The organism is Actinomadura opuntiae, from assembly GCF_030283205.1.
Taxonomy (GTDB): Bacteria; Actinomycetota; Actinomycetes; order Streptosporangiales; family Streptosporangiaceae; genus Spirillospora.
Map to the genome: position 1 here is coordinate 126,986 of NZ_JASNWF010000002.1, position 20,308 is coordinate 147,293.

Sequence of the window (20,308 nt, forward strand, 5' to 3'; positions counted from 1 at the left end):
GGCCATTCCGAGACCCTGAAGGGTCATCAGTCCGGCGCCCAGCAGGGACATGGCCCGGCCGCGAATCTCCTCCGGCACCGCGTCCACGAACCATCGGTCCATGCCGAGCGTGTAGGCGGTGCACAGTCGGGTGAGCAGGAGGAGCGCGGCTCCGAGCAGGGTGCCGGCGAGCAGTTCGCTCACCAGGGTGCCCGCGGGCATCGCGGCGAGGAACACCCCGAACCCGGCCGCTCCCGCGCCCGCCGCGTCCGCGAAGGGCGCCGCGACCCCCTCGGCGACGACGAAGAACATCGGCGGGATCCACCACATCAGCAGCAGCGCCCGGATGCGGGGCTCGCCCAGCAGCAGCGCGGCCGAGGCCATCGACCGGCGCATGACCGCGCCGCCGCCCGACATCCGGGCGGGCCGCTCCCGAGTGCCGAGACGCAGCACGAGGGCGGAACCGAGGAAGGCGACGGCGGCCGTGCCCAGCGCGGCGCGGGCGGCAGCGGTCGGCGAGACCGGAGAGCAGCACCCCGCTCAGCGCGTAGGGCAGGAACCCGAGAGCGAAGATCAGGGCCGTGAGCAACCGGTCTGGCGGAAGACGAGGACGGCCAGCGACACCTCGGCGAGGACGCCGCCCATGACGGAGAGGACGTGCGCCGCGAAGACGGCCCGGAACTCCCGGACCGCGAACACGGCCCGGTAGCCCGCACCGTGCGAAGCCCGCCCAGAGGCCGCGCCTTCATCGCGCCCAGCCGCCATGGTCAGGCGTCGACCGGGAAAAGCTTCGTGACGCCGCCCGCGAGGTCGGCCTGGGTCCGCTGCGCGTCCTGGTCGGCGAGGATCTCCACGGCCCCCTGTTCGAGGGCGTCGAGCGCCAGCGCGGCGATCACCGCCGGGTCGCTCTTGGGGGCGTCGACGGACGCGACCATGTCGGTGTCCAGATAGCCGACGTGCAACCCGGCGACCTGCGTGCCCTGCGCCGCCAGCTCGAGCCGCAGGGCATTGGTCAGCGACCACTGCGCCGCCTTCGCCGCCGCGTAGCCGCTGTAGCCGGGGAAGGTCAGCCACGACAGCACCGACAGCACGTTGAGGATCGCGCCGCCGCCGTTGGCGGCCAGGTGCGGGGCGAATGCCCGGGTCACCGCCAGCGTGCCGAAGTAGTGGGTCTCCATCTCCAGGCGGATGTCCTCCAGCGACCCGTCGGACACCGACGCCCCGGTGTAGGAGCCCGCGTTGTTGATCAGCAGCGACACGTCCTGGGCGGCGTCCGACGCCGCGGCCACCGACGCCGGGTCCGTGACGTCGATCCGCACCGGGATCACGCCCGGCACGTCGAGCGACGCCACGTTGCGGACACCGCCGTAGACGGTGGCGCCCCGGGTCACGAGCTGCTCGGCGAAGCGCCGTCCCAGGCCGCGGTTGGCGCCCGTCACGAACGCCGTACTTCCCTCTAGCTTCATGGCTTCTCCTTGGTTATTCGGCGACCTCAGGTTATCTATCGATACTTCTTAGTACAACTTTCGTATCAAGTAACAGTCTGTGCCGGGGTTTCGGGCTGGGGGCGGGGGCGGCATGGGGCAGGTCTGGCGCGGGACGGACCGGGTCGACGGCCGGCCGGTCGCCGTGAAGATCATCGGGCCTCGGCTGCTGGACGCGGACGGCAACCGGGAGGAGGCGCTACGCCGCTTCTACCGGGAGGCCGCGGCCACCCGGCAGCTCACCCACCCGCACATCGTCGAGGTCCGCGACCTCGGAGAGCAGGAGGGCCTGCCGTTCCTGGTGCTGGAACTGCTCCACGGCAGGGACCTGCGCAGCGTCCTCGACGAGTTCCGGCACGGCCTTCCCGTCGACCAGGTGCTGGCCTACGGCGCCCAGGTGGCGTCGGGTCTGGCGGTTGCGCATGCGGCCGGGATCGTCCATCGGGACATCAAGCCGGAGAACCTGATGCTGGTGGACGGCGGCGTCGTGAAGATCTGCGACTTCGGGATCGCCCGCGTGGAGGGCGCGTCGACCGGCCTGACCCTTACCGGCGGGGTCATCGGGACGCTCCCCTACATGCTGCCCGAGCAGGTCGAGGGAAGGGAGGTCGACGCACGGTCCGACCTGTACGCGCTGGGCGCCACCCTGTTCCGGCTCCTCACCGGGCGGCCGGTCTTCCTCGGCGACGCGCACGCCGTGGCCGTCCAGCATGTGACCGCGCCGCCTCCCAGCGTCCGGGCGATCCGTCCGGACGTCCCCGACGAGATCGATCGGCTCCTGCAGCGCTTCGTCACGGCATTGCTCGAGCTGCGCGATCTCGACGCCGCCCTCCGGGTCGCCGAGACCATCAAGGGCCGTCACAGTCGGAAGAACGCAGGCCACGAGATCGCTCAGCATCCGCACATCGAAGACATCCTTCTCGGGGCCGCTTCCATCGCCGGTGGCACCGTCTTCGTCTTCGGCCTGCGGCACCGAGAGATCCGCTTCCTCGACGGGACCGTCGTCGCGACGGGCTTCGCGACGATCGTGGCCATGCTCGTCATCGACGTGTCCTACATCTGGAGCTCGATCACCGGTCACGTGGACTGGTTCCTTCTCGGCGGAGCGGCGTTCGAGATCGTCGCCACCGTGCTGGTCTTCGTCGGCAGAGGCGTGGCCGGTCTCCTCGAGTACACCCCGCTGCCACGGCCGCGCCCGCCGTCCCAGGCCGCGGCGCCCTCCTGACCCCTCAGATGCTTAGAGCGCCTTGGCCAAGACGCCGGACTCGATGACGATCAGGCCGCCGATGACGATGAACACGGCGGGTACGAGCCACTGCCCGTAGCGTTCGACGAACTCGATGATCTTCTTGTGGGAGCCGAGCCAGGAGGCGGCGAAGCACCACAGGGCGACACCGACGGCGAAGACGCAGATGGTGACCACCGTGGGGCCGGTCCCGATGGTGCGGAAGACCGGCGTGTAGACGGAGATGTTGTCGGCCCCGTTCGCGATGGTCACCCCCGCCACCGAGACCAATCCGGTAGCCACCGCGGGCGAGGCGTTCCCTCCGTCGTTGCGAGCGCGGACAGCCGCGATCAAGCCTTTGACGCCAAGGGCGAAGGGCACCAGCCCGAGCAGGCCGACCCAGTCGTCGGGCACGACCGTGAGACCGAGGGCGGCGACCACCGAGACGAGGACCAGAAGGGCGATACCGGCGTACTGGCCGCCCCAGATCTGCCAGGGACGCAGGGTGCCGCCGGCGCGCGACGACAGGAACAGGACCGTCAGCACGATGATGTCGTCCACGTTCGTCCCGGCGAACATTCCGGCCGCAGTGGCGATGGTTCCTGCGACCCCGCTCATAGGCCGCGAACCTACCGGATCAACACCCGGCCCCAGCCAGGCGAAGCGCAGACGACCGCAACGACTCCCAGCCGAGCCGGACGGCGGTCGCTGCATCGGTCCGGGTTCTACCTCCGGTTGAGGGTTGTTCGGTGGGTGGGGCCGGTCGGTGTGCGGTCGGTGGCGGGAAGTCTCCGGGGCCGGTTCAACGGAACGCTCGAAGACATGGATCTCGAAGACGACACGACGCAGAAGGCGGAGGCCGCCGGCGGCCGGCGCGGGGCGGAGCGGAGGTGGTGGACGCTGGCGGTGGTGAGCGCGGCGCAGCTGCTGGTGGTCCTGGACGGGACGATCGTGAACATCGCGCTGCCGTCCGCGCAGCGGGCGCTGGAGATGTCGGACGGGAACCGGCACTGGGCGATCACCGCCTACGCGCTGGCCTTCGGGGGGCTGCTGCTGATCGGCGGCAGGGTCAGCGGCACGCTCGGCCACCGGCGCGCGTTCCTGGTCGGGCTGGTGGGCTTCGCCGCCGCGTCCGCGCTGGGCGGCGCGGCGATGAGCGCCGCGATGCTGTTCGCGGCGCGGGCGCTGCAAGGGACGTTCGCCGCCCTGCTCGCGCCCGCCGGGCTGTCGCTGCTGACCGGCACCTTCACCGGGGCCCGCGAACGCGGCCGAGCGTTCGGGGTGTTCGCGGCGGTCGGTGCCGCGGGCTCGGCGGTCGGGCTGGTCGCCGGCGGCCTGCTGACCGAGTACGCCGACTGGCGCTGGTGCCTGTACATCAACGTGCCCATCGCGTTCGCGGCGGTGCTCGGCGTCGCCCTGGTGCCGGCGCCTCGGCCGATCGCGGGACGAGGGCGGCTGGACGTCGCCGGTGCGCTGCTCAGCCTCGCCGGCTTCGCCGCGGTCGTGTACGGGTTCGCCCGGGCGGAGTCCCTCGGATGGGGGTCGGGTGAAGTGGCGGCGTGGCTGGCCGGCGGGGCGGTGCTGCTCGCCGCGTTCGCCGTCGTGGAGGCGCGGGCGGCTCATCCGCTGCTGCCGATGCGGGTGCTGCTGCACCGCGTCCGCGCCGGCGCGTTCGTGGCCATCACCCTGATGTTCGTGGCGATGTTCGGGTTCTACCTGTTCATGAGCTACTACACCCAGGTCGTGCTCGGCTATTCACCGGTGCAGGCGGGGCTGACGCTGATCGTCAATGCGCTGGCCGCGCTGGTCGGTTCCATGTTCATCGCCGCGAGGCTGCACGGCCGCGTCCCGCCCGCGCTGCTTCTGGTTCCTGGTCTGCTGACCGCGGCCATCGGCATGGTGATCCTGACCCGGCTGCCGGACGCGGGCGGCGACGTTCTCGCCGTGTACCTGCTGCCCGCGCTGGTGCTCACCGGGCTCGGCCTCGGCTGTGTCATGCCCCCGACCGCCAGCCTGGCCACCGAAGGGATGTCCGGGCACGACATCGGCGCCGCATCGGCCGCCTACAACGCCGCCCAGCAGTTGGGCGCGGCGCTGGGCACGGCTCTGCTCAACACCGTGGCGGCCAGTGCGACCGCCGCTTATCTGGCCTCCCATCGCAATGGCGCGGCCAAGGCGGCCATTGTGCACGGCTACACCACCGCGCTGACGGCCGGGTTCATCATCTTGCTGACCGCCGCACTCGTCACCGCGGCGCTGCTCATCGTCGGGCGTGGATCGGCGGGACGGCGGTGAGCGGTTCGGGGCTATCCGGCCGTCCAGGTGGACAGGAGTTGGAGCGCGGCCTCGGTGGCGCCTTCGACCGGGGTCAGGGTGACCATGCGGCGGCGCGGGTCGCCGGGCACGCCGAAGTTCTCGTAGTGGAATGCGAGCACGCCGAGGGCGGGATGGCGCAGGTTCTTCACGCCGAACGTCCGCAGCTGCACGTCGCCCGCCGCCCACAACTCGCGGAACCGTGCGCTGCCGGCGTGCAACTCGTCGATCAGGCCGGCGAGGGCGTGGTCGCCGGGATGGCGGGCGGACACGAGCCGCAGTTGGGCCGCCGTGGCTGCGGCGACCTCGTCCCAGGTGACGTAGAAGTCGCGGGCGGCCGGATCGAGGAAGAGGTAGCGGGCCAGGTTGCGTCCGGCCGCGTCTTGCCCGGCCAGGGCTCCGGCGAAGAGGCGCGCGGCGAGCGGGTTGGCGGCGGGCACGTCGAAGCGGTCGTTGATGATCATGGCCGGGACGCGGTCCATCAGGGCGAGGAGCCGTTGCAGCTCGGGCCGTGCGCCGTCCTCGTCCGGGCGGGCGGCGGGCCCGGTGCGGCGCGGGTGGGCGAGGGCCTCCAGGTGGGCCCGTTCGACCTCGTCCAGCGACAGCGCCCGCGCGAGCGCGTCCAGCACCTCGGGGGAGGGACGATGCGACCGGCCCTGCTCCAGGCGCTGGTAGTACTCCACGCTGATCCCGGCGAGCTGGGCCAGCTCCTCGCGCCGCAGCCCCGGCACGCGCCGCCGCGCGCCGCCGGGCAGCCCGACGCTCTCCGGTGCCAGGCGCGCCCGCCGCGACTTGAGGAAGCTCCCGAGTCCATCACCCATGCCGATCAGTATCGCCGGACGCGGGACGGCGAGGGTGGCCCTGCCGTTACCCGTATGAAGCGGGCCTGGGCCGTCCCGCGGCGTCCGGCCAGGCTCTCCGGCATGTGCCATTCAACGGACGGCCGCCCGCCCGCCTCGCCCGCCGTCACCGGGGGCGTGGCCGCGCAGGGCCCGCTGGAGATCACCGCCCGCGACGGCAACCGCTTCGCGGCCTACCGCGCCGAACCCGAGGTGCCCAACGGGAGCGGCCTGGTGCTGCTGCCCGACGTGCGCGGGCTGCACCCGTTCTATACCGAGCTCGCCCAGCGCTTCGCCGAGGCCGGATACGACACCATCGCGATCGACTTCTACGGGCGCACCGCCGGGACGGCGCCGCGCGACGACGGCTTCGACGGCATGAAGCACCTGCCCCTTCTCGAATCCGCGCATGTGGACGCCGACGTCGCCGCCGCGGCCGCGCGCCTGTCCGGCCGGGTGTTCACGGTCGGTTTCTGCCTCGGCGGCGGCCACGCCTGGCGCCAGGCCGCGACCCTGCCGGGCATCGCGGGCGCGATCGGTTTCTACGGCCCGCCGCGCTTCTTCGGCGACGCGGCGGCCGAGGTCGAGGCGCCGCTGCTCATGCTGCTCGCCGGGGACGACGTCGCGACTCCGCAGGAAGAGTTCGACGCGATGGCCGCCGACCTGGAGCGCGCGGGCAAGGAGTACGAGATGCACGTCTACGCAGGCGCCCCGCACTCCTTCTTCGACCGCTCCTACGGCGACTGGGCGCAGGCGTGCGAGGACGCATGGCGCCGCATCCTGGCGTTCACGGCATAGGCGCCGGCGCTACCCGGGGGAGCGGAGGGACGCCCAGGCGGCGAGGCCGTCTTCGGTGAGGACGTGGTCGAGCGCGGTCACCACCGCCCCGTGCAGTGCCCCGTCGCGGCCGAGCGCGGCGGCGACGACGGGAGGCGGGTCCGGGCGGCGGAAGCGCATGAGGCCGCCGGTCAGGGCGGCGGCGAACTCCGGCTCGGCCGCGGCCCGCAGCGACTCCGCGAGGCCGCCCAGCGTGACGACGCCGGGGTCCAGGGCATTGATCAGCCCGGCGACGCCGCGGGCCAGCCCGGTCGCGGTGCGGGCGACGGCGGTCCGGACGGCCGGGTCCGCCGGGGCGCGGGCGAGGGCCCGGTCCGCGTACGTGCGGGGGTCGCGGGGCGGCGGGTCGCCGAGGTGGCGGGCGATGGCGCGGCCGTCGGTCACCAGGTCCCAGCAGCCGGACGCGCCGCAGGGGCAGCGCAGGCCGGGGTCGCCGAAGGGGAGGTGGCCGAACTCCCCGCCGGCGCCGGTCGCGCCGTCCACCGGCAGGCCGTCGACGACCAGGGTGCCGCCGACGCCCACCTCCACGGTGACGTGCAGGACGGTCGCGGCGCCGGCGGCGGCGCCCTGCCGGGCCTCGGCGAGGCCGGCGAGGGTCGCGTCGTTGCCGATCAGCAGCGGGACGCGCGGATCGGCCGCCGGCGCCGCCAGCGCCGTCAGGTCCACCGCGTCCCAGCCGAGCACGGACGACTGGACGACCCGGCCGCGCTGCACGGTCGCGGCGACCGCCACGGACACCGCCCGGACGCGTGCGCCGTGGCGGCGGTGGAGCCGTCCCACCGCCGCGGCGACCGCGTCGATCACATGCCCGGGGTCGCGGCTCCGGTGCGTGCCGGTCTCGGCGATCTCGGGCCGTCCGTCCAGGGCCGCGACCGCGCACCGCCAGTCCTCGTGCCGGAGGTCCACCGCGATCACGAGCGGCCCGTCCGGATGCGGGACGAGCGCGGTCGTCGGACGGCCCCGGCCCGCCGCCGCGGCGGGCGCCTCGGCGAGGAGGGCGAGGTCGCGCAGCCGGGCGGTGATCTCGGTGGCCGAGCCGGTGCTGAGGCCGAGCCGGCGCGCGACGGCCACCCGGGTCGCGCCCGGGTCGCGGCGCATCTCGTCCAGCACCGCCAGCGCGCCGCGCCAGCGGGCGTCCCTGGCGCGCGGGGACCCTGATCGGTTCCGGGGGCTTGCCATGCGTACCGTCCCCTCCTTTATGCTCGTTGGACGAGTTTATTCGAAGGGAACGCGGTGCTGCGACGGCGAACGGACCTTGGAACGATCCAGGCGGTCCTCCTGGACATGGACGGCACGCTCATCGACTCCGACGCCGCCGTCGAGCGCGCCTGGACGACCTGGGCGCGGGAGTACGGCGTCGACGCCGGCGCGGTGCTCGCCATCGCCCACGGAAACCCGGCGGCGCATACCGTCCGGCACCTGCGGCCCGACCTCGATGACGACGCGGTCGAGGCGGCGGCGCAGCGGCAGCACGCCTTCCAGTACGAGGACCTGGCGGACGTCACCGCCGCGACCGGCGCGGAACTCCTGGTCGCCACGCTCGACCGGCTCGACCTGCCGTGGGCCGTGGTGACGAGCTCCGACGGGCGGCTGGCCAAGACGCGCCTGCACGCGGCGGGCATCGATCCGCCGCTCCTCCTCACCCTCGACGACGTGACGGCGGGCAAGCCCGATCCCGAGGGCTACCTGGAGGCGGCGGCCCGCCTGGGCATCGCCCCGTCCGCCTGCCTCGTGGTGGAGGACTCCGAGCCGGGCCTGGCCGCCGGCCGGGCGGCGGGCATGCCGACCGCGGCGCTGCGGGGCCTGCCCGGCGACGTGTCCCTGCCCGACCTCGGCCGGCTGGCCCGCCTGCTGGAGGACTCGCGGGCGCGCCCATGCCGCAGCTGACCCTCACCACCGACGCTCCGACGAGGAGGACGGCATGTCCGAGGAAGTCACCCCGTTCCACCTTGACGTCCCCGAGTCCGACCTGGCCGACCTGCGCGAACGCCTGGCCCGGACGCGCTGGCCGGAGGAGGCGACCGTCGACGACTGGTCGCAGGGCGTCCCGCTGGGCTACCTGCGCGAGCTGTGCCGGTACTGGGCCGAGGAGTACGACTGGCGGGCCACCGAGCGCCGGTTGAACGCCCTGCCCCAGTTCCGCACGTCCATCGACGGGCTCGGGATCCACTTCGTCCACGTCCGCTCGCCGCACGAGGCGGCGCTGCCGCTCGTCCTGACGCACGGCTGGCCGGGCTCGGTCGTGGAGTTCCTCAAGGTGATCGGGCCGCTCACCGACCCGACGGCGTACGGCGGCGACGCCCGCGACGCGTTCCACGTCGTCTGCCCTTCGCTGCCCGGCTACGGGTTCAGCGACAAACCGGCCCGCCGCGGCTGGGGCGTCGAGCGGATCGCCGACGCCTGGATCCGGCTCATGGCCCGCCTGGGCTACGAGCGGTACGGGGCGCAGGGCTCCGACTGGGGCACCACCGTGACCGCGCTGATCGGCCAGAAGGATCCGGCGCACCTGGCCGGGATCCATCTCACCCCGCCCCTCGCGGCTCCGGACCCCGCGACGTTCGACGACCTCACCGGCGCCGAGCGTGCCGCGCTGTCCGCGCTGGAGGAGGGCCAGCGGTGGGAGGACGGTTACTCGCTCGAACAGTCGACCCGTCCGCAGACCATCGGGTACGGGCTCGTCGACTCCCCGGTGCAGCTGTGCGCGTGGATCATCGAGAAGTTCGGCTCCTGGACCGACTGCGACGGCCACCCGGAGAACGCGCTCACCCGCGACGAACTCCTCGACAACCTCATGTTGTACTGGCTGCCGGGGACCGGTGCGTCCGCCGCCCGCCTCTATTGGGAGAGCTTCAAGCAGGTCCAGAAGCTCTTCACCGCCGAGACGACGGACCTGGTGACCGTCCCGGCCGGATGCTCGGTCTTCCCGAAGGAGAACCCCCGCCCCTCCCGGCGGTGGGCCGAGAAGCGTTTCACCGACATCCGGTACTGGAACGAGCCCGGCAAGGGCGGCCACTTCGCGGCGTTCGAGCAACCCGACCTCTTCGTCGACGAGCTCCGCTCCTTCTTCCGCCTCGTCCGCTGACCGCGGAACACGAGCCGCATAGGCGCGCCTTTGGATCAATGATCACCTGGACTGGTCGCGGCTGCTAGGGGCAGAGGACGATCTTGCCGTGGGTGTGGCCCCGCTCCAGTTCCCGGTAAGCGTCCTGGACCTGGTCAAGCGGGTAGGTGCGGGCGATCGGCACTTCCAGTTCTCCGCGCGCGGCGAGGCGGGCCAGTTCGCCGAGGACGACCGCGCAGGCGGCCGCGCCTTCGCCGTAGGTCCGCGCACCGACTTCCGCCGCGGCCTGCCAGTCGCGGATCGTGTTGATGCGTTCGGGCCGGACGCCCAGCTCTATCGCCAGTCGCACGTAGCCGTTGCCGAAAGTGTCGATGAATGCGTCGACGTTCCCGTCGGCTGCCTGCCGGATCCGTTCGGCCGCGCCCTCTCCGTACGCGACCGGGATGACGCCGTGCTCCTTCAGCCAGGCGTGGTTCGGTTCGCTCGCCAGCCCGATCACGGTGGCGCCGCGCCGCCGGGCCAGCTGCACGGCGAGGGAACCGACGCCGCCCGCCGCACCCGACACCACGACCGTGTCGCCCGGTGCGGGGTCGACCGCGAACACCATGGCGTACGCGGTCGTGCCGGCCACGTACAGCGACCCGGCCACGTCCCAGGGCAGCCCCTTCGGACGCGCCACCAGGTTCACGTCGTCGACCACGACGAACTCCGCGTGGCTCGCCCTTCGGTGGGTGAAGCCGAGCACCTCGTCGCCCACCGCGAAGCCGCGCATCTCCGCGCCGGCCTCCACGATGACGCCCGCCAGGTCGCTGCCCTGCCCGGACGGGAACGCCGCCGGCCACCGCTCGTGCAGGTCGCCGGAGCGGATGTGGGTCTCGCCGGGCTGGATCCCGGCCGCGCGCACCTCGACCAGCGCCTGCGCCGGGCCGGGCACCGGGCGCTCGACCTCCTCCACCCGCAGGACGCCGATCCCGCCGTACCCGTGGAACCGCACTGCCTTCATCGCGTGATCACCGTTCTTCCTCGTCGGGATGGCCGTGCCTCGACGATGCCCTCTCCGGCCGCGGCTCGGGAGCGGAGCGGTTTCCCTAGGATCGGCGGTCCGGGGATGGGATCCGGCGAAGGGTGATACCACTAGCGATATGGGGATGCACCGCGATGACCTGGCCGATTTCCTGCGCCGGTCCAGGGAGCGGCTGGCTCCGCGGGACGTCGGGCTCGTCGCGGGGCCGCGGCGGCGGACGCCGGGGCTGCGCCGCGAGGAGGTCGCGGCGCTCGCCGGGATGTCGGCCGACTACTACATGCGGCTCGAACAGGCCAGGAGCCCGCAGCCCTCGGTCCAGATGCTGTCCGCGCTGACGCGCGCGCTGCGGCTGACCATCGACGAGCGCGACCACCTGTACCTGCTCGCCGGGCACCACCCGCCGGAGGGGGTGCGGGCCGGGGAGTACCTGCGGCCGAGCCTGCTGTACCTCCTCGACCAGCTGGACAGCGTTCCGGTGCAGGTCGTGGGCGACCTCGGCGACCTGCTGGCGCAGAACGACATGGCGCTCGCGCTGTTCGGGTGCGTGTGCACGGTCGCCCCGGAGGACCGCAACATCGTGGTGCGCTGGTTCACCGATCCGGACGTGCGGAGCCATTTTCCGGCCGAGGAGCACGAGGAGCAGGCCCGTCAGATGGTCGCCGACCTGCGCGCCGCGGTGGCCCGGCGCGGCGGCGACGAGGCGTCCCGCTCCCTGGTCGCGCGGCTGCGCGCGGCCAGCGCCGAGTTCGCGGCGCTCTGGGACCGGCACGAGGTCGCGGTGCGCAGGTCGCATCCGTACCGGATCGTCCATCCCGAGCTGGGCCGGATCGAGTTCGACTGCGAGGTGCTGGCGACGCCCGCGGCGGACCAGCGGTTGCGCGTCTTCACCCCGCCGCCCGGCGGTACCGGGACACTGGACATGCTGCGCGAGCTGGGCCCGCAGCACCGGCACGGATCCGCCGCGGCGGGCGCGTCCGCGAACGGGGGCCAGTGAGGCGTCCCCGTCGGTCGCGTGCCGGCGGGGCCACCGCAGCGAGGTCAGGAACCGCCCTTCTCGACCTTCTTGCCGGCCGAGGACACCACGTACCACTCGGCGCCGAACTGGTTCAGCCCTTCCCCCTTGGCGCTGCCCTTCGCGGCGCCGTCGGGGGCGTAGTAGTACAGCGGGTGCCCGCCGTAGGTGACCTGCGTCTTCCCGTCGCTGCGGCTCGTGGTGCCGAGCATCGCCGCCTTCGCCTGCGACCCGGCATGCGGCTTGCCCGTGGTGGTGACCGGCGGCCACACCGCCGCGCAGGCTCCGGAGCAGGACGACTTGCCGCCCGTGTCCTTCTCGAACAGGTACAGCGTGCGGCCCTGGCCGTCGACCAGGACCTGGCCCAGGTTCGCGACCTTCGCCGTCGCGATCGTCCCGCCCGCGCCGGACGTGTTCGGTGCGGACGAGGCGGCCATCGGCACGGCGGGACGGTGCGGCGCGGCGGCGCCCGGCCCGGATGAGCCGCCCGACCCGCCGCACGCGGCGGCCGCGGCCGCCAGCGCCGCCAGCGGGACCGCCGCCCGCAGCCCGCGGCTCCGCCACCGCGCCGGACCGGACGAGTGCAGGGTGTTCCACCGGTTCGTCGAGGACATCGCGAACGTCCTTCCCCTAGGGAGTTCGGTAACGGTTGTCCGATGCCTTCCTTCCGGGCCGCCCGTACCCCGCGAGCCGCCGGGCGAACGGACTTTCCCGGACCCTGACCAGCCCTTTCTCGCCCGCCGGGGAACCGCCCGGCGGGCGGTGCTCTCCGTTGAGAACGAAAGACTCACCGGACCGGGGATGTAACTCTTCCAGGCCCGCTCGCTACTCTCTGTGCCCGGCCCAGGTCCGTCGAGTCTGGAAGGCCTTCATGCCCGGCTACCGCGACTTCGTGCCTCGACAAGGCTTCCAGCCGACCCTGGCGCTGTCCCCGGACGGGGCCGCGGTGGCGTTCTCCGGCAACGCGGGCGGAAGGTTCGACCTGTGGACGGTCCCGGTCGCGGGCGGCGGGCCGCGGCGGCTGACCCGGCTCGCCGGGCGGGCCGTCCGGCGGATCGCCTGGGCGCCGGACGGCAAGAGCCTGGTGTTCACCGCCGACCGCGACGGCGACGAGCAGTACCGGCTGTACCGGGTCGGGCTGGACGCGGACGAGCCCGTCGACATCAGCCTCGGCCCCGAATGCCAGCGCGTCCTCGGCCCCGCGCCGTTCGACGCCGAGGGGCGCTACCTGCTCTATGCGGCGAACGACCGCGATGAGACGGTTCAGGACCTCCTCGTGCGCGACCTGGGCGAGGGCACCGAGCGGCGGATCGAGCCGCCGCCGGGCGTGGTGTTCCAGCCGTCCGGGTTCTCGCCGGACGGGCGGTGGCTGCTGGCCGGCGGGTTCCGCTCCCACACCCATGTCGCCGCCTACCTGGTCGACCTGTCGGCCGCCGGCGCGGAACCGGTGTGCGTCACCGCCGACCACGGCGACGGGCTGTTCGACCCCGGCCCCTGGGCGGCGGATTCCACCGGGTTCTACCTGCGCACCGATCTGTGGGGCGAGTTCGTCGCCGCCGCGTTCTACCGGCTGGACACCGGGACCCTCGAACCGGTCGCCCAGCACGACTGGGACGTCGAACGCATCGACGTCGCGGGCGAAACGCTCGTGTGGACGGTCAACGAGGACGGGCGGTCCACGTTGCACGCCCGCCACGGCGACGACGTCCTTCCCCTTCCCGCCATTCCGCCGGGCGTCGTCCAGGCATTGGCGCTCGCGCCCGGAGCCAGGCCGGTCGTCGTTCTTCTCGACACCGCAGCCCGGCCCGCCGACATCGCGGTCCTGGACGCGGAGAACCGATTCCGCTATCTCACCGATTCGCGTCCGCCCGCGCTGTCCGTCGTGGAGCCGGTCGAGCCGGAGCCGGTCGTCTACCCCTCGTCCGCCGGACGGGACGTCCACGCCCTGCTCTACCGGCCGCATTCACCGGGGCCGCACCCGGCCGTGCTGTCGATCCACGGCGGCCCGGAGGCGCAGGAACGTCCCGGATATCTGCGGTCGGGCCTTTACCAGCATCTCGTCGCGCAGGGCATCGCGGTTTTCGCGCCGAACATCGCCGGGTCGTCCGGTTATGGCGAACGGCACCAGAAACTCATCTACCGCAATTGGGGCGGCATCGACCTGGACGACCTCGACCACGCCGTCTGCCATATGCGGTCGGATCCCGGCATCGACGGCGACCGCATCGCGGTCATGGGCGGTTCCTACGGGGGTTTCGCCACGCTGTCCTGCCTGGCGAGGCTGCCCTACCGGTGGGCGGCCGGGGTGTCGCTGTACGGGCCCGCCAACCTGGTGACGCTCGCCCGCGCGTGCCCGCCGACCTGGAGGCACTTCGTCGCCACCGTCCTCGGCGACCCCGACACCGACGCCGAGTACCTCGCGCAGCGATCGCCGATCACCTACGCCGACACGATCACCGCGCCGCTGTTCGTCCTTCAGGGCGCGCGGGACCCGCGCGTCCCCCGGGCGGAGTCCGACCGGCTCGTCGCCCGGCTGCGCGAGCGCGGCGTGGACGTCCGCTACGAGATCTTCGAGGACGAGGGCCACGGGTTCACCGACCGCGAGAACGAGCTGCGGGCGCACGAGGAGATCGCGGGCTTCCTCTGCGGGCACCTGCTCGGCTGAGCACGCGCCCGCAGAGGAGGCCCTTTCATCCGGGATTCAGCGGCTTGAAGGCCGGCGGCCGCTTCTCGAGGTGCGAGGTGACGCCTTCGGCCGCGTCCGGGTGCCGGAACGAGGCGACCATCAGCGCGTCGGCTTCGGCGAGCGCTTCGGCGAAGCCGCGGTCGAGGTCGCGGTGGACCTGCTGCTTGATGACGTCCATCGACGCCGGCGAGCACCAGGTCGCCAGCTCGGTGGCGTAGCCGACGGCGGCGTCCAGCAGCTCGCCGGGTTCGACCACCCGGTTGACCAGGCCGAGCGCGAGCGCCTCCTCGCCCTGGACGATCCGTCCCGACAGCAGCAGGTCGAGCGCGCGGCCGGTGCCGATCAGGCGGGGGAGCAGCCAGGAGACGCCGTACTCGGCGATCAGCCCGCGCCGGGCGAACGCGGTGCCGAGCTTGGCCGACGGGACGGCGAACCGGACGTCGCAGTAGAGCGCCTCCACCAGGCCGAGCCCGACGGCGGCCCCGTTGATCGCCGCGATCATGGGCTTGCGGACGGTCAGCGGGAACGTGCGCGGGCGGGGCCGCCCGGCGTCGAGGTGGTCGGCGGTGCTCGCCTGCTTCAGGTCCGCCATGTCGGCGCCGGCGCAGAAGCCGCGTCCCGCCCCGGTGACGACGACCGCGCGGACGTCCGGGTCGGCCTCGGCCTCGTAGAGCAGGGCGAAGTAGCGGCGTTCGAGCTCGTCGTTCCAGGCGTTGAGGCGGTCGGGCCGGTTGAGGGTGAGGACGAGCACCGGGCCGCGCCGCTCGGCCAGGACCGTCTCGTCGGCGGAGGGGGCTTGCGTCATGGTCGTCTCCTTCAGCGCGAGGCGGGAACCTTCATCGTCCGGTCGACCGGGACGTCCGGCACCCACGGGGCGTCGGCCGGGTCGCGGTGCTTGCGCAGTTCCCAGAGGGCGATCGACCGCTTGTGGACCTCGTCGGGGCCGTCGGCGAGGCGGAGCGTGCGCAGCTGCGCCCAGGCGTTGGCGAGCGGGAAGTCGTCGGTGACGCCGCCTCCGCCGTGCACCTGGATGGCCCGGTCGACGATCGTCAGCGCCATGGCGGGCGCGGCGACCTTGATCGCGGCGATCTCGGTGCGGGCCGCCTTGTTGCCGACGGTGTCCATCATCCAGGCCGCCTTCAACGTCAGCAGGCGGGTCCGTTCGATGTCGACCCGCGCCTCGGCGATCCAGTCGCGGATGTTGGCGCTGTCGCTCAGCCGGTGCCCGAACGCGACCCGCGCGTCCGCCCGGCGGCACATCAGCTCGAGGGCCCGTTCGGCGACGCCGATCGCGCGCATGCAGTGGTGGATGCGGCCGGGACCGAGCCGCGCCTGGCTGATCGCGAAGCCCTCGCCCTCGCCCTTGAGGACGTCGCTCACCGGCACGCGCACGTCCTCGAAACGGATCTCGGCGTGGCCCTCCCGGTCCATGTACCCGAACACCGGAAGGCTGCGGACGATCGTGACGCCGGGCGCGTCCATCGGGACGACCATCATCGACTGCTGCCGGTGCGGCGGGGCGCCGGGATCGGTCTTGCCCATGACGATGAGCACCTTGCAGTTCCTGTGCATGGCGTTGGAGGCGAACCATTTGCGGCCGTTCAGCACGTAGTGGTCGCCGTCGCGTTCCATGCGCAGCTCGATGTTGGTCGCGTCGGAACTGGCGACGCCGGGTTCGGTCATCGCGAACGCCGAGCGGATCGTCCCGTCCAGCAGCGGCTTGAGGTACTTCTCCTTGTGCTCGTCGCTGCCGAACAGCGTGAGCACCTCCATGTTCCCGGTGTCGGGCGCCGCGCAGTTGGTGGCCTCGGGGGCCAGGTGCGCGCTGCGGCCCATGATCTCCGCCAGCGGCGCGTACTCCAGGTTGGTCAGGCCGGGGCCCCACTCCGGATGCGGATGGAACAGGTTCCACAGGCCGCGGCGGCGCGCCTCGGCCTTCAGGTCCTCGACGATCTGCGGATGGTGGTGCGGATCCCCCGCCGCGCGCATCTGCCCGTCGTACACGGCCTCGGCCGGGTACACGTACTCGTCCATGAACTCCAGCAGGTCGGCGCGGTAGCGGCGCAGCCGGTCGGAGACGGTGAACAGGTCCACGGAAGGCTCCCGTCGTCGTGCCATGCCCACAGGAATACTTGAATCCGGCTTCAAGTTCAAGCCCTCGGCCGCCGGACGTCCCGGCCGCGAGGCTGCTGCTAACCTGCACGCGAGCGAGCGCAGGACCGACCGAAGGCGACCGACCGCAGTGGAATCCCAGGACGTGACCGGCGGCGGGCGGCCGTCCCGGCCCGCTCCGCGGAGCAGGCGCGGCGTCCGCACCCGGCAGGCCCTCATCGCCGCCGCCCGCGAGGTGTTCGAGCGCGACGGCTACCTCGACGCCCGCATCACCGACATCTCCAAGGCCGCCGGCGTCGCCGCCGGGTCCTTCTACACCTACTTCACCGACAAGGAAGAGATCTTCGCCGCGCTGGTGGAGCAGGTGCAGGAGGAGATGCTCCACCCCCACCTGCGCGAACGGACCGGGGTCACCGGCCCGCGCGAGCTCATCGACGCGGCGAACCGCGAGTACCTGCGGTCCTACGAGCGCAACGCCCGCCTCATGGCGCTGTTCGAGCAGGTCGCCCAGATCGACGAGAAGTTCCACCGGCTCCGCGTCGAGCGCGGCAACGCCTTCGCCGAGCGGAACGCGCAGATGATCCGGAGCCTTCAGGAGCGCGGGGAGGCCGATCCGGAGCTCGACCCGCTGGTGACCGCGCTCTCCCTCTCGGCGATGGTCGGCCGGATGGCCTACCTGTACTACGTGGCCCGGATCGACATCACCTACGACCGGCTGGTCACCACGCTGAACAGGATCTGGTTCAACGCGCTGGACCTCGGGCCATCGGCCTGAACCGTCCTTTTCGCGCAGGTCAACGCCCTTTCGATGGGCCTTTCTGTGTGCGCGCGACTACACGAACTTGAAGCCAAATTCAAGTCTTGAGTCGCGTCCGGCCCGGAGGTTTCATTGCGGCACCCGGCCCATCGCGCGGGACGGCCCGGCGGCCGCCCCACCTTCGGCATGCGCGCGGCACGGCCGGTCCCCCCACCCCCAAGGGAGCACCCATGAGACGCAAGGGCACCCGTTCCACGCCCCGGCACCGCCTGCCCGCGGCCTCGGCCGCGATCGTCGCGGCGGCCACGTCGCTCACCGCCCTCGCGGGCACGGCCGCCGCCGAGCAGGCGCCCGCAACGGGCGCCCGGCCGGGGGACGTGGTGAGCGCCGAGCCGTCCGCGTACCGCCTCCCGCCCGGATTCCCCACGCCGACCGACGCCTGGAAGATCCACTACCGGTCGACCGACGCCACCGGCCGGCCCGACGTGGTGTCCGGCACCGTCATCGTTCCGCAGGACGGCCGGACCGGAACCCGTCCCGTGCTCACCTACGCCGTCGGCACCGTCGGCATGGGCGACCAGTGCGCGCCGTCGGCCGCCTTCCCCAAGGGCGACCCCGTCAACTCGCCCCTGCTCAACCAGGCGCTGCTGCGCGGCTGGGCCGTCGCCGTCACCGACTACCAGGGCCTCGGCACGCCCGGCGACCACACCTACCTCGTCGGCCGCGCCGAAGGCACCGCGGTGCTGGACGCCGCGCGCGCCGCCGAACGCCTGCCGCAGGCACAGAAGACGGGCGTCACCGCCTCCTCGCCCGTCGCCGTCATGGGCTACTCCCAGGGCGGGCAGGCGAGCGGCTGGGCCGCCGAACTGGCCCGCTCCTACGCCCCCGACCTGCACGTCAAGGGCGTCGCGGCCGGAGGCGTGCCGGCCGACCTGCTGAGCGGCACGTCCGGCTCCGGCGGGGGCTCGACGTTCGGGCTGGAATTGATGACGGCCATCGGGCATGACGCCGCCTATCCGGAACTGAACCTCGACAAATACCTCAACGACGACGGCCGTGCCCTCGTCGCGAAACTGCGCGACAGCTGCGTCGTCGAAGCGTCACTCGAAACGATGGGCAAGAACCTCGACGACCTGACCGTCAGCGACCCGCTCAAGGCCCCCGACTGGATCGAGCGCCTCAAGCAGGACCGCCTCGGCGACCACGCGCCCGCCTATCCGGTGTACCTGTGGCACGGCACCGCCGACCAGATCGTCTCCTACGGAATCGGCGAACAATTGCGCACCGACTGGTGCTCCCGCGGAGCCACCGTGCAATGGCGGTCCTACCCGCTCGCCGACCACATGGGCGCCGCCGTCCTCGGCGCCGGCACCGCCCTGGACTGGCTCGCCGCCCGCCTCGCGGACGACCCGGCGCAAGGAAACTGCGGCTGAACCGCGCGCCCGCCCGGCACCACCCGGGCCGGGCGGGCCCGGGTCGGTCAGAGGGACGGTTCCAGGTGTGACCAGGGACGTTCGGCTTCGAGTTGGGCGGCGAGGGCGAGCAGGAGGCCTTCGCCGCCCAGCGGGCCGACGAACTGGACGCCGAGCGGCAGGCCGTCGGGCGTGCGGTAGGTGGGGACGCTCATCGCCGGACGCCCGGTGATGTTGGCGAACTGCGTATAGGGGACCGGCGCGAGATTGGCGATGACGGCGTCCCGCCATTGTTTGGTCTTGGACAGCAGACCGGCAAGACCGAGGGAGAGGGCAGCCTTTCCAATGGCGCGCAAGGGGGCGGGCGTGTCCAGTTCGCCGATGCGGATCGGCGGTCGCGCGAGCGTCGGAGTGAGCAGGAGGTCGTAGCGCGAATGGAAATCCGCGAGCTGGCGGTTGTAGGTGTTCCAGCGCTCGTGGGCGGCGAAATAGGCCGGGGCCGACTGGACGCGTCCGGCCGCGGCGACGAGGTGGGTGTCCAGCTCGAAGGCGCTGCGGGGGGCGCCGGTGGCGCGGCGGATCTCGTCGACCGTCCAGGCGAGCTGCGTCGACCACATGGCGAGGAAGTCGAAGGCGAGGCGGCGCTCGTCGATGCCGGTCCGCGCGGGCTCGACCTCGTGCCCGAGGGACTCCAGCAGCTTGGCCGCATCCTCGACGGCGGCGACGGCCTGCGGGTGGACGTCGGTGCCGAGCGGGGAGGCGGTGGCGTACCCGATGCGCAGCCGCTCGGGTGCGCGCCGTGCCAGTTCGGCGTAGGGGAGGCCGGGCTTGGCGGGCAGGTAGGGGCCGCCGGGGTCGGCGGTCGCGGTGAGCACGTCGAGCATCGCGGCGCTGTCGCGGACCGTCCGGGAGACGACGCCGTCGACGGCCGCGCCGTGCAGGTGCTCGGCGTGGAGCGGCCCGGCGGGGACCAGGCCGCGGCCCGGCTTGAGGCCGAACAGCCCGCAGCAGGCCGCCGGGATGCGGATCGAGCCGCCGCCGTCGTTGGCGCCGGCGACCGGGACGATCCCGGCGGCGACCGCGGCGGCCGACCCGCCGGACGAGCCGCCCGGCGTGCGGGCGAGGTCCCACGGGTTGCGGGTCGGGCCGTTCACCTCGGGCTCGGTGATGCCCTTGGCGCCGAACTCGGGGGTGTTGGTCTTGCCGAAGACGACCAGGCCCGCGTCCAGCCAGCGGCGGACGACCTCGGCGTGCCCGGCGGCGGGGACGTCGCGCAGCGCCCGGTTGCCGCTGCCGGTGGGCAGCCCGCCGTAGTCCTGCGACAGGTCCTTGATCAGGAACGGGACGCCGCCGAACGGTCCGGCCGGCGGTTCGGCGGCGCGGGCGCGGGCCTGCTCGTGCATCGGCGCGACGATCGCGTTGATCTTCGGGTTCACGGCGTCGGCGCGCGCGATCGCGGCGTCCAGGAGCTCGGCGGGGGTCGTCTCGCCGGCGGTGACGAGCGCGGCCAGCCCGACCGCGTCGCGGGCACGGTACTCGGCGTAGTCCACGGCACCCTCCGGAGAAC

The 20,308-nt window shown here is 73.0% G+C and carries 19 protein-coding genes; 9 read left to right on the forward strand and 10 right to left on the reverse strand.

Annotated features, from left to right (window positions below; all coding sequences use genetic code 11):
* Window positions 1-552: 552 nt before the first annotated feature.
* Entirely contained in the window at window positions 553-678 is a 126-nt protein-coding gene (locus tag QP089_RS04025) for a hypothetical protein (RefSeq protein WP_285909875.1), read from the reverse strand.
* Window positions 679-746: 68 nt separating this feature from the next.
* Complete coding sequence (locus QP089_RS04030) at window positions 747-1,445, reverse strand: SDR family oxidoreductase (protein WP_285909876.1); 699 nt, start codon at window positions 1,443-1,445, stop codon at window positions 747-749.
* A 112-nt stretch (window positions 1,446-1,557) separates the two neighbouring features.
* On the opposite strand from QP089_RS04030, the gene QP089_RS04035 reads away from it, so the two are divergent.
* Window positions 1,558-2,688 (forward strand): serine/threonine-protein kinase, encoded by a 1,131-nt coding sequence (locus tag QP089_RS04035; protein ID WP_285909877.1) that lies wholly within the window; start codon window positions 1,558-1,560, stop codon window positions 2,686-2,688.
* Between the two features lie 12 nt (window positions 2,689-2,700).
* Here QP089_RS04035 and QP089_RS04040 read toward each other — a convergent pair whose 3' ends face one another.
* The gene (locus QP089_RS04040) at window positions 2,701-3,249 is read right to left on the reverse strand and encodes a cadmium resistance transporter (RefSeq protein WP_285909878.1); all 549 of its coding nucleotides are present in this window, start codon (window positions 3,247-3,249) and stop codon (window positions 2,701-2,703) included.
* A 261-nt stretch (window positions 3,250-3,510) separates the two neighbouring features.
* On the opposite strand from QP089_RS04040, the gene QP089_RS04045 reads away from it, so the two are divergent.
* Entirely contained in the window at window positions 3,511-4,983 is a 1,473-nt protein-coding gene (locus QP089_RS04045) for an MFS transporter (protein WP_285909879.1), read from the forward strand.
* Window positions 4,984-4,994: 11 nt separating this feature from the next.
* Here QP089_RS04045 and QP089_RS04050 read toward each other — a convergent pair whose 3' ends face one another.
* Window positions 4,995-5,822: a helix-turn-helix domain-containing protein gene (locus QP089_RS04050; RefSeq protein ID WP_285909881.1), complete on the reverse strand. Its 828-nt coding sequence runs from the start codon at window positions 5,820-5,822 to the stop codon at window positions 4,995-4,997.
* 102 nt (window positions 5,823-5,924) lie between these two features.
* Between QP089_RS04050 and QP089_RS04055 the strand changes: the two genes are divergently transcribed.
* The gene (locus QP089_RS04055; RefSeq protein WP_285909882.1) at window positions 5,925-6,638 is read left to right on the forward strand and encodes a dienelactone hydrolase family protein; all 714 of its coding nucleotides are present in this window, start codon (window positions 5,925-5,927) and stop codon (window positions 6,636-6,638) included.
* A 9-nt stretch (window positions 6,639-6,647) separates the two neighbouring features.
* On the opposite strand, the gene QP089_RS04060 is transcribed toward QP089_RS04055, so the two are convergent.
* Window positions 6,648-7,856 (reverse strand): ROK family transcriptional regulator, encoded by a 1,209-nt coding sequence (locus QP089_RS04060; RefSeq protein ID WP_285909883.1) that lies wholly within the window; start codon window positions 7,854-7,856, stop codon window positions 6,648-6,650.
* Window positions 7,857-7,910: 54 nt separating this feature from the next.
* Between QP089_RS04060 and QP089_RS04065 the strand changes: the two genes are divergently transcribed.
* Both QP089_RS04065 and QP089_RS04070 read left to right on the forward strand, forming a co-directional pair.
* Window positions 7,911-8,564 (forward strand): HAD-IA family hydrolase, encoded by a 654-nt coding sequence (locus QP089_RS04065; RefSeq protein WP_285909884.1) that lies wholly within the window; start codon window positions 7,911-7,913, stop codon window positions 8,562-8,564.
* A gap of 34 nt (window positions 8,565-8,598) precedes the next feature.
* On the forward strand, window positions 8,599-9,759 hold the full coding sequence (locus QP089_RS04070; RefSeq protein WP_285909885.1) for an epoxide hydrolase family protein: 1,161 nt from the start codon (window positions 8,599-8,601) through the stop codon (window positions 9,757-9,759).
* Window positions 9,760-9,823: 64 nt separating this feature from the next.
* Here the strand turns inward: QP089_RS04070 and QP089_RS04075 are convergent, their stop codons facing one another.
* Window positions 9,824-10,741 (reverse strand): NADP-dependent oxidoreductase, encoded by a 918-nt coding sequence (locus QP089_RS04075; RefSeq protein WP_285909886.1) that lies wholly within the window; start codon window positions 10,739-10,741, stop codon window positions 9,824-9,826.
* Window positions 10,742-10,886: 145 nt separating this feature from the next.
* On the opposite strand from QP089_RS04075, the gene QP089_RS04080 reads away from it, so the two are divergent.
* The gene (locus tag QP089_RS04080; RefSeq protein ID WP_285909888.1) at window positions 10,887-11,756 is read left to right on the forward strand and encodes a helix-turn-helix transcriptional regulator; all 870 of its coding nucleotides are present in this window, start codon (window positions 10,887-10,889) and stop codon (window positions 11,754-11,756) included.
* Between the two features lie 44 nt (window positions 11,757-11,800).
* Here QP089_RS04080 and QP089_RS04085 read toward each other — a convergent pair whose 3' ends face one another.
* Window positions 11,801-12,388 carry a COG4315 family predicted lipoprotein gene (locus tag QP089_RS04085; RefSeq protein ID WP_285909889.1) on the reverse strand — a complete coding sequence of 196 codons (588 nt, stop codon included), beginning with the start codon at window positions 12,386-12,388 and terminating at the stop codon, window positions 11,801-11,803.
* 257 nt (window positions 12,389-12,645) lie between these two features.
* On the opposite strand from QP089_RS04085, the gene QP089_RS04090 reads away from it, so the two are divergent.
* Window positions 12,646-14,439, forward strand: a complete 1,794-nt coding sequence (locus QP089_RS04090; RefSeq protein WP_285909890.1) for a S9 family peptidase — start codon at window positions 12,646-12,648, stop codon at window positions 14,437-14,439.
* Window positions 14,440-14,464: 25 nt separating this feature from the next.
* Here the strand turns inward: QP089_RS04090 and QP089_RS04095 are convergent, their stop codons facing one another.
* Together QP089_RS04095 and QP089_RS04100 are read right to left on the reverse strand one after the other, a co-directional pair.
* Window positions 14,465-15,265 carry an enoyl-CoA hydratase-related protein gene (locus tag QP089_RS04095; RefSeq protein WP_285909891.1) on the reverse strand — a complete coding sequence of 267 codons (801 nt, stop codon included), beginning with the start codon at window positions 15,263-15,265 and terminating at the stop codon, window positions 14,465-14,467.
* Between the two features lie 11 nt (window positions 15,266-15,276).
* Window positions 15,277-16,578 (reverse strand): acyl-CoA dehydrogenase family protein, encoded by a 1,302-nt coding sequence (locus QP089_RS04100; RefSeq protein WP_285909892.1) that lies wholly within the window; start codon window positions 16,576-16,578, stop codon window positions 15,277-15,279.
* 124 nt (window positions 16,579-16,702) lie between these two features.
* Here QP089_RS04100 and QP089_RS04105 point away from each other — a divergent pair, with 124 nt between their 5' ends.
* Both QP089_RS04105 and QP089_RS04110 read left to right on the forward strand, forming a co-directional pair.
* Window positions 16,703-17,347: a TetR/AcrR family transcriptional regulator gene (locus QP089_RS04105; RefSeq protein WP_285909893.1), complete on the forward strand. Its 645-nt coding sequence runs from the start codon at window positions 16,703-16,705 to the stop codon at window positions 17,345-17,347.
* 212 nt (window positions 17,348-17,559) lie between these two features.
* Window positions 17,560-18,762, forward strand: a complete 1,203-nt coding sequence (locus tag QP089_RS04110) for a lipase family protein (protein WP_285909895.1) — start codon at window positions 17,560-17,562, stop codon at window positions 18,760-18,762.
* Window positions 18,763-18,809: 47 nt separating this feature from the next.
* On the opposite strand, the gene QP089_RS04115 is transcribed toward QP089_RS04110, so the two are convergent.
* Window positions 18,810-20,291, reverse strand: a complete 1,482-nt coding sequence (locus tag QP089_RS04115; RefSeq protein WP_285909896.1) for an amidase — start codon at window positions 20,289-20,291, stop codon at window positions 18,810-18,812.
* Window positions 20,292-20,308 lie beyond the last annotated feature (17 nt).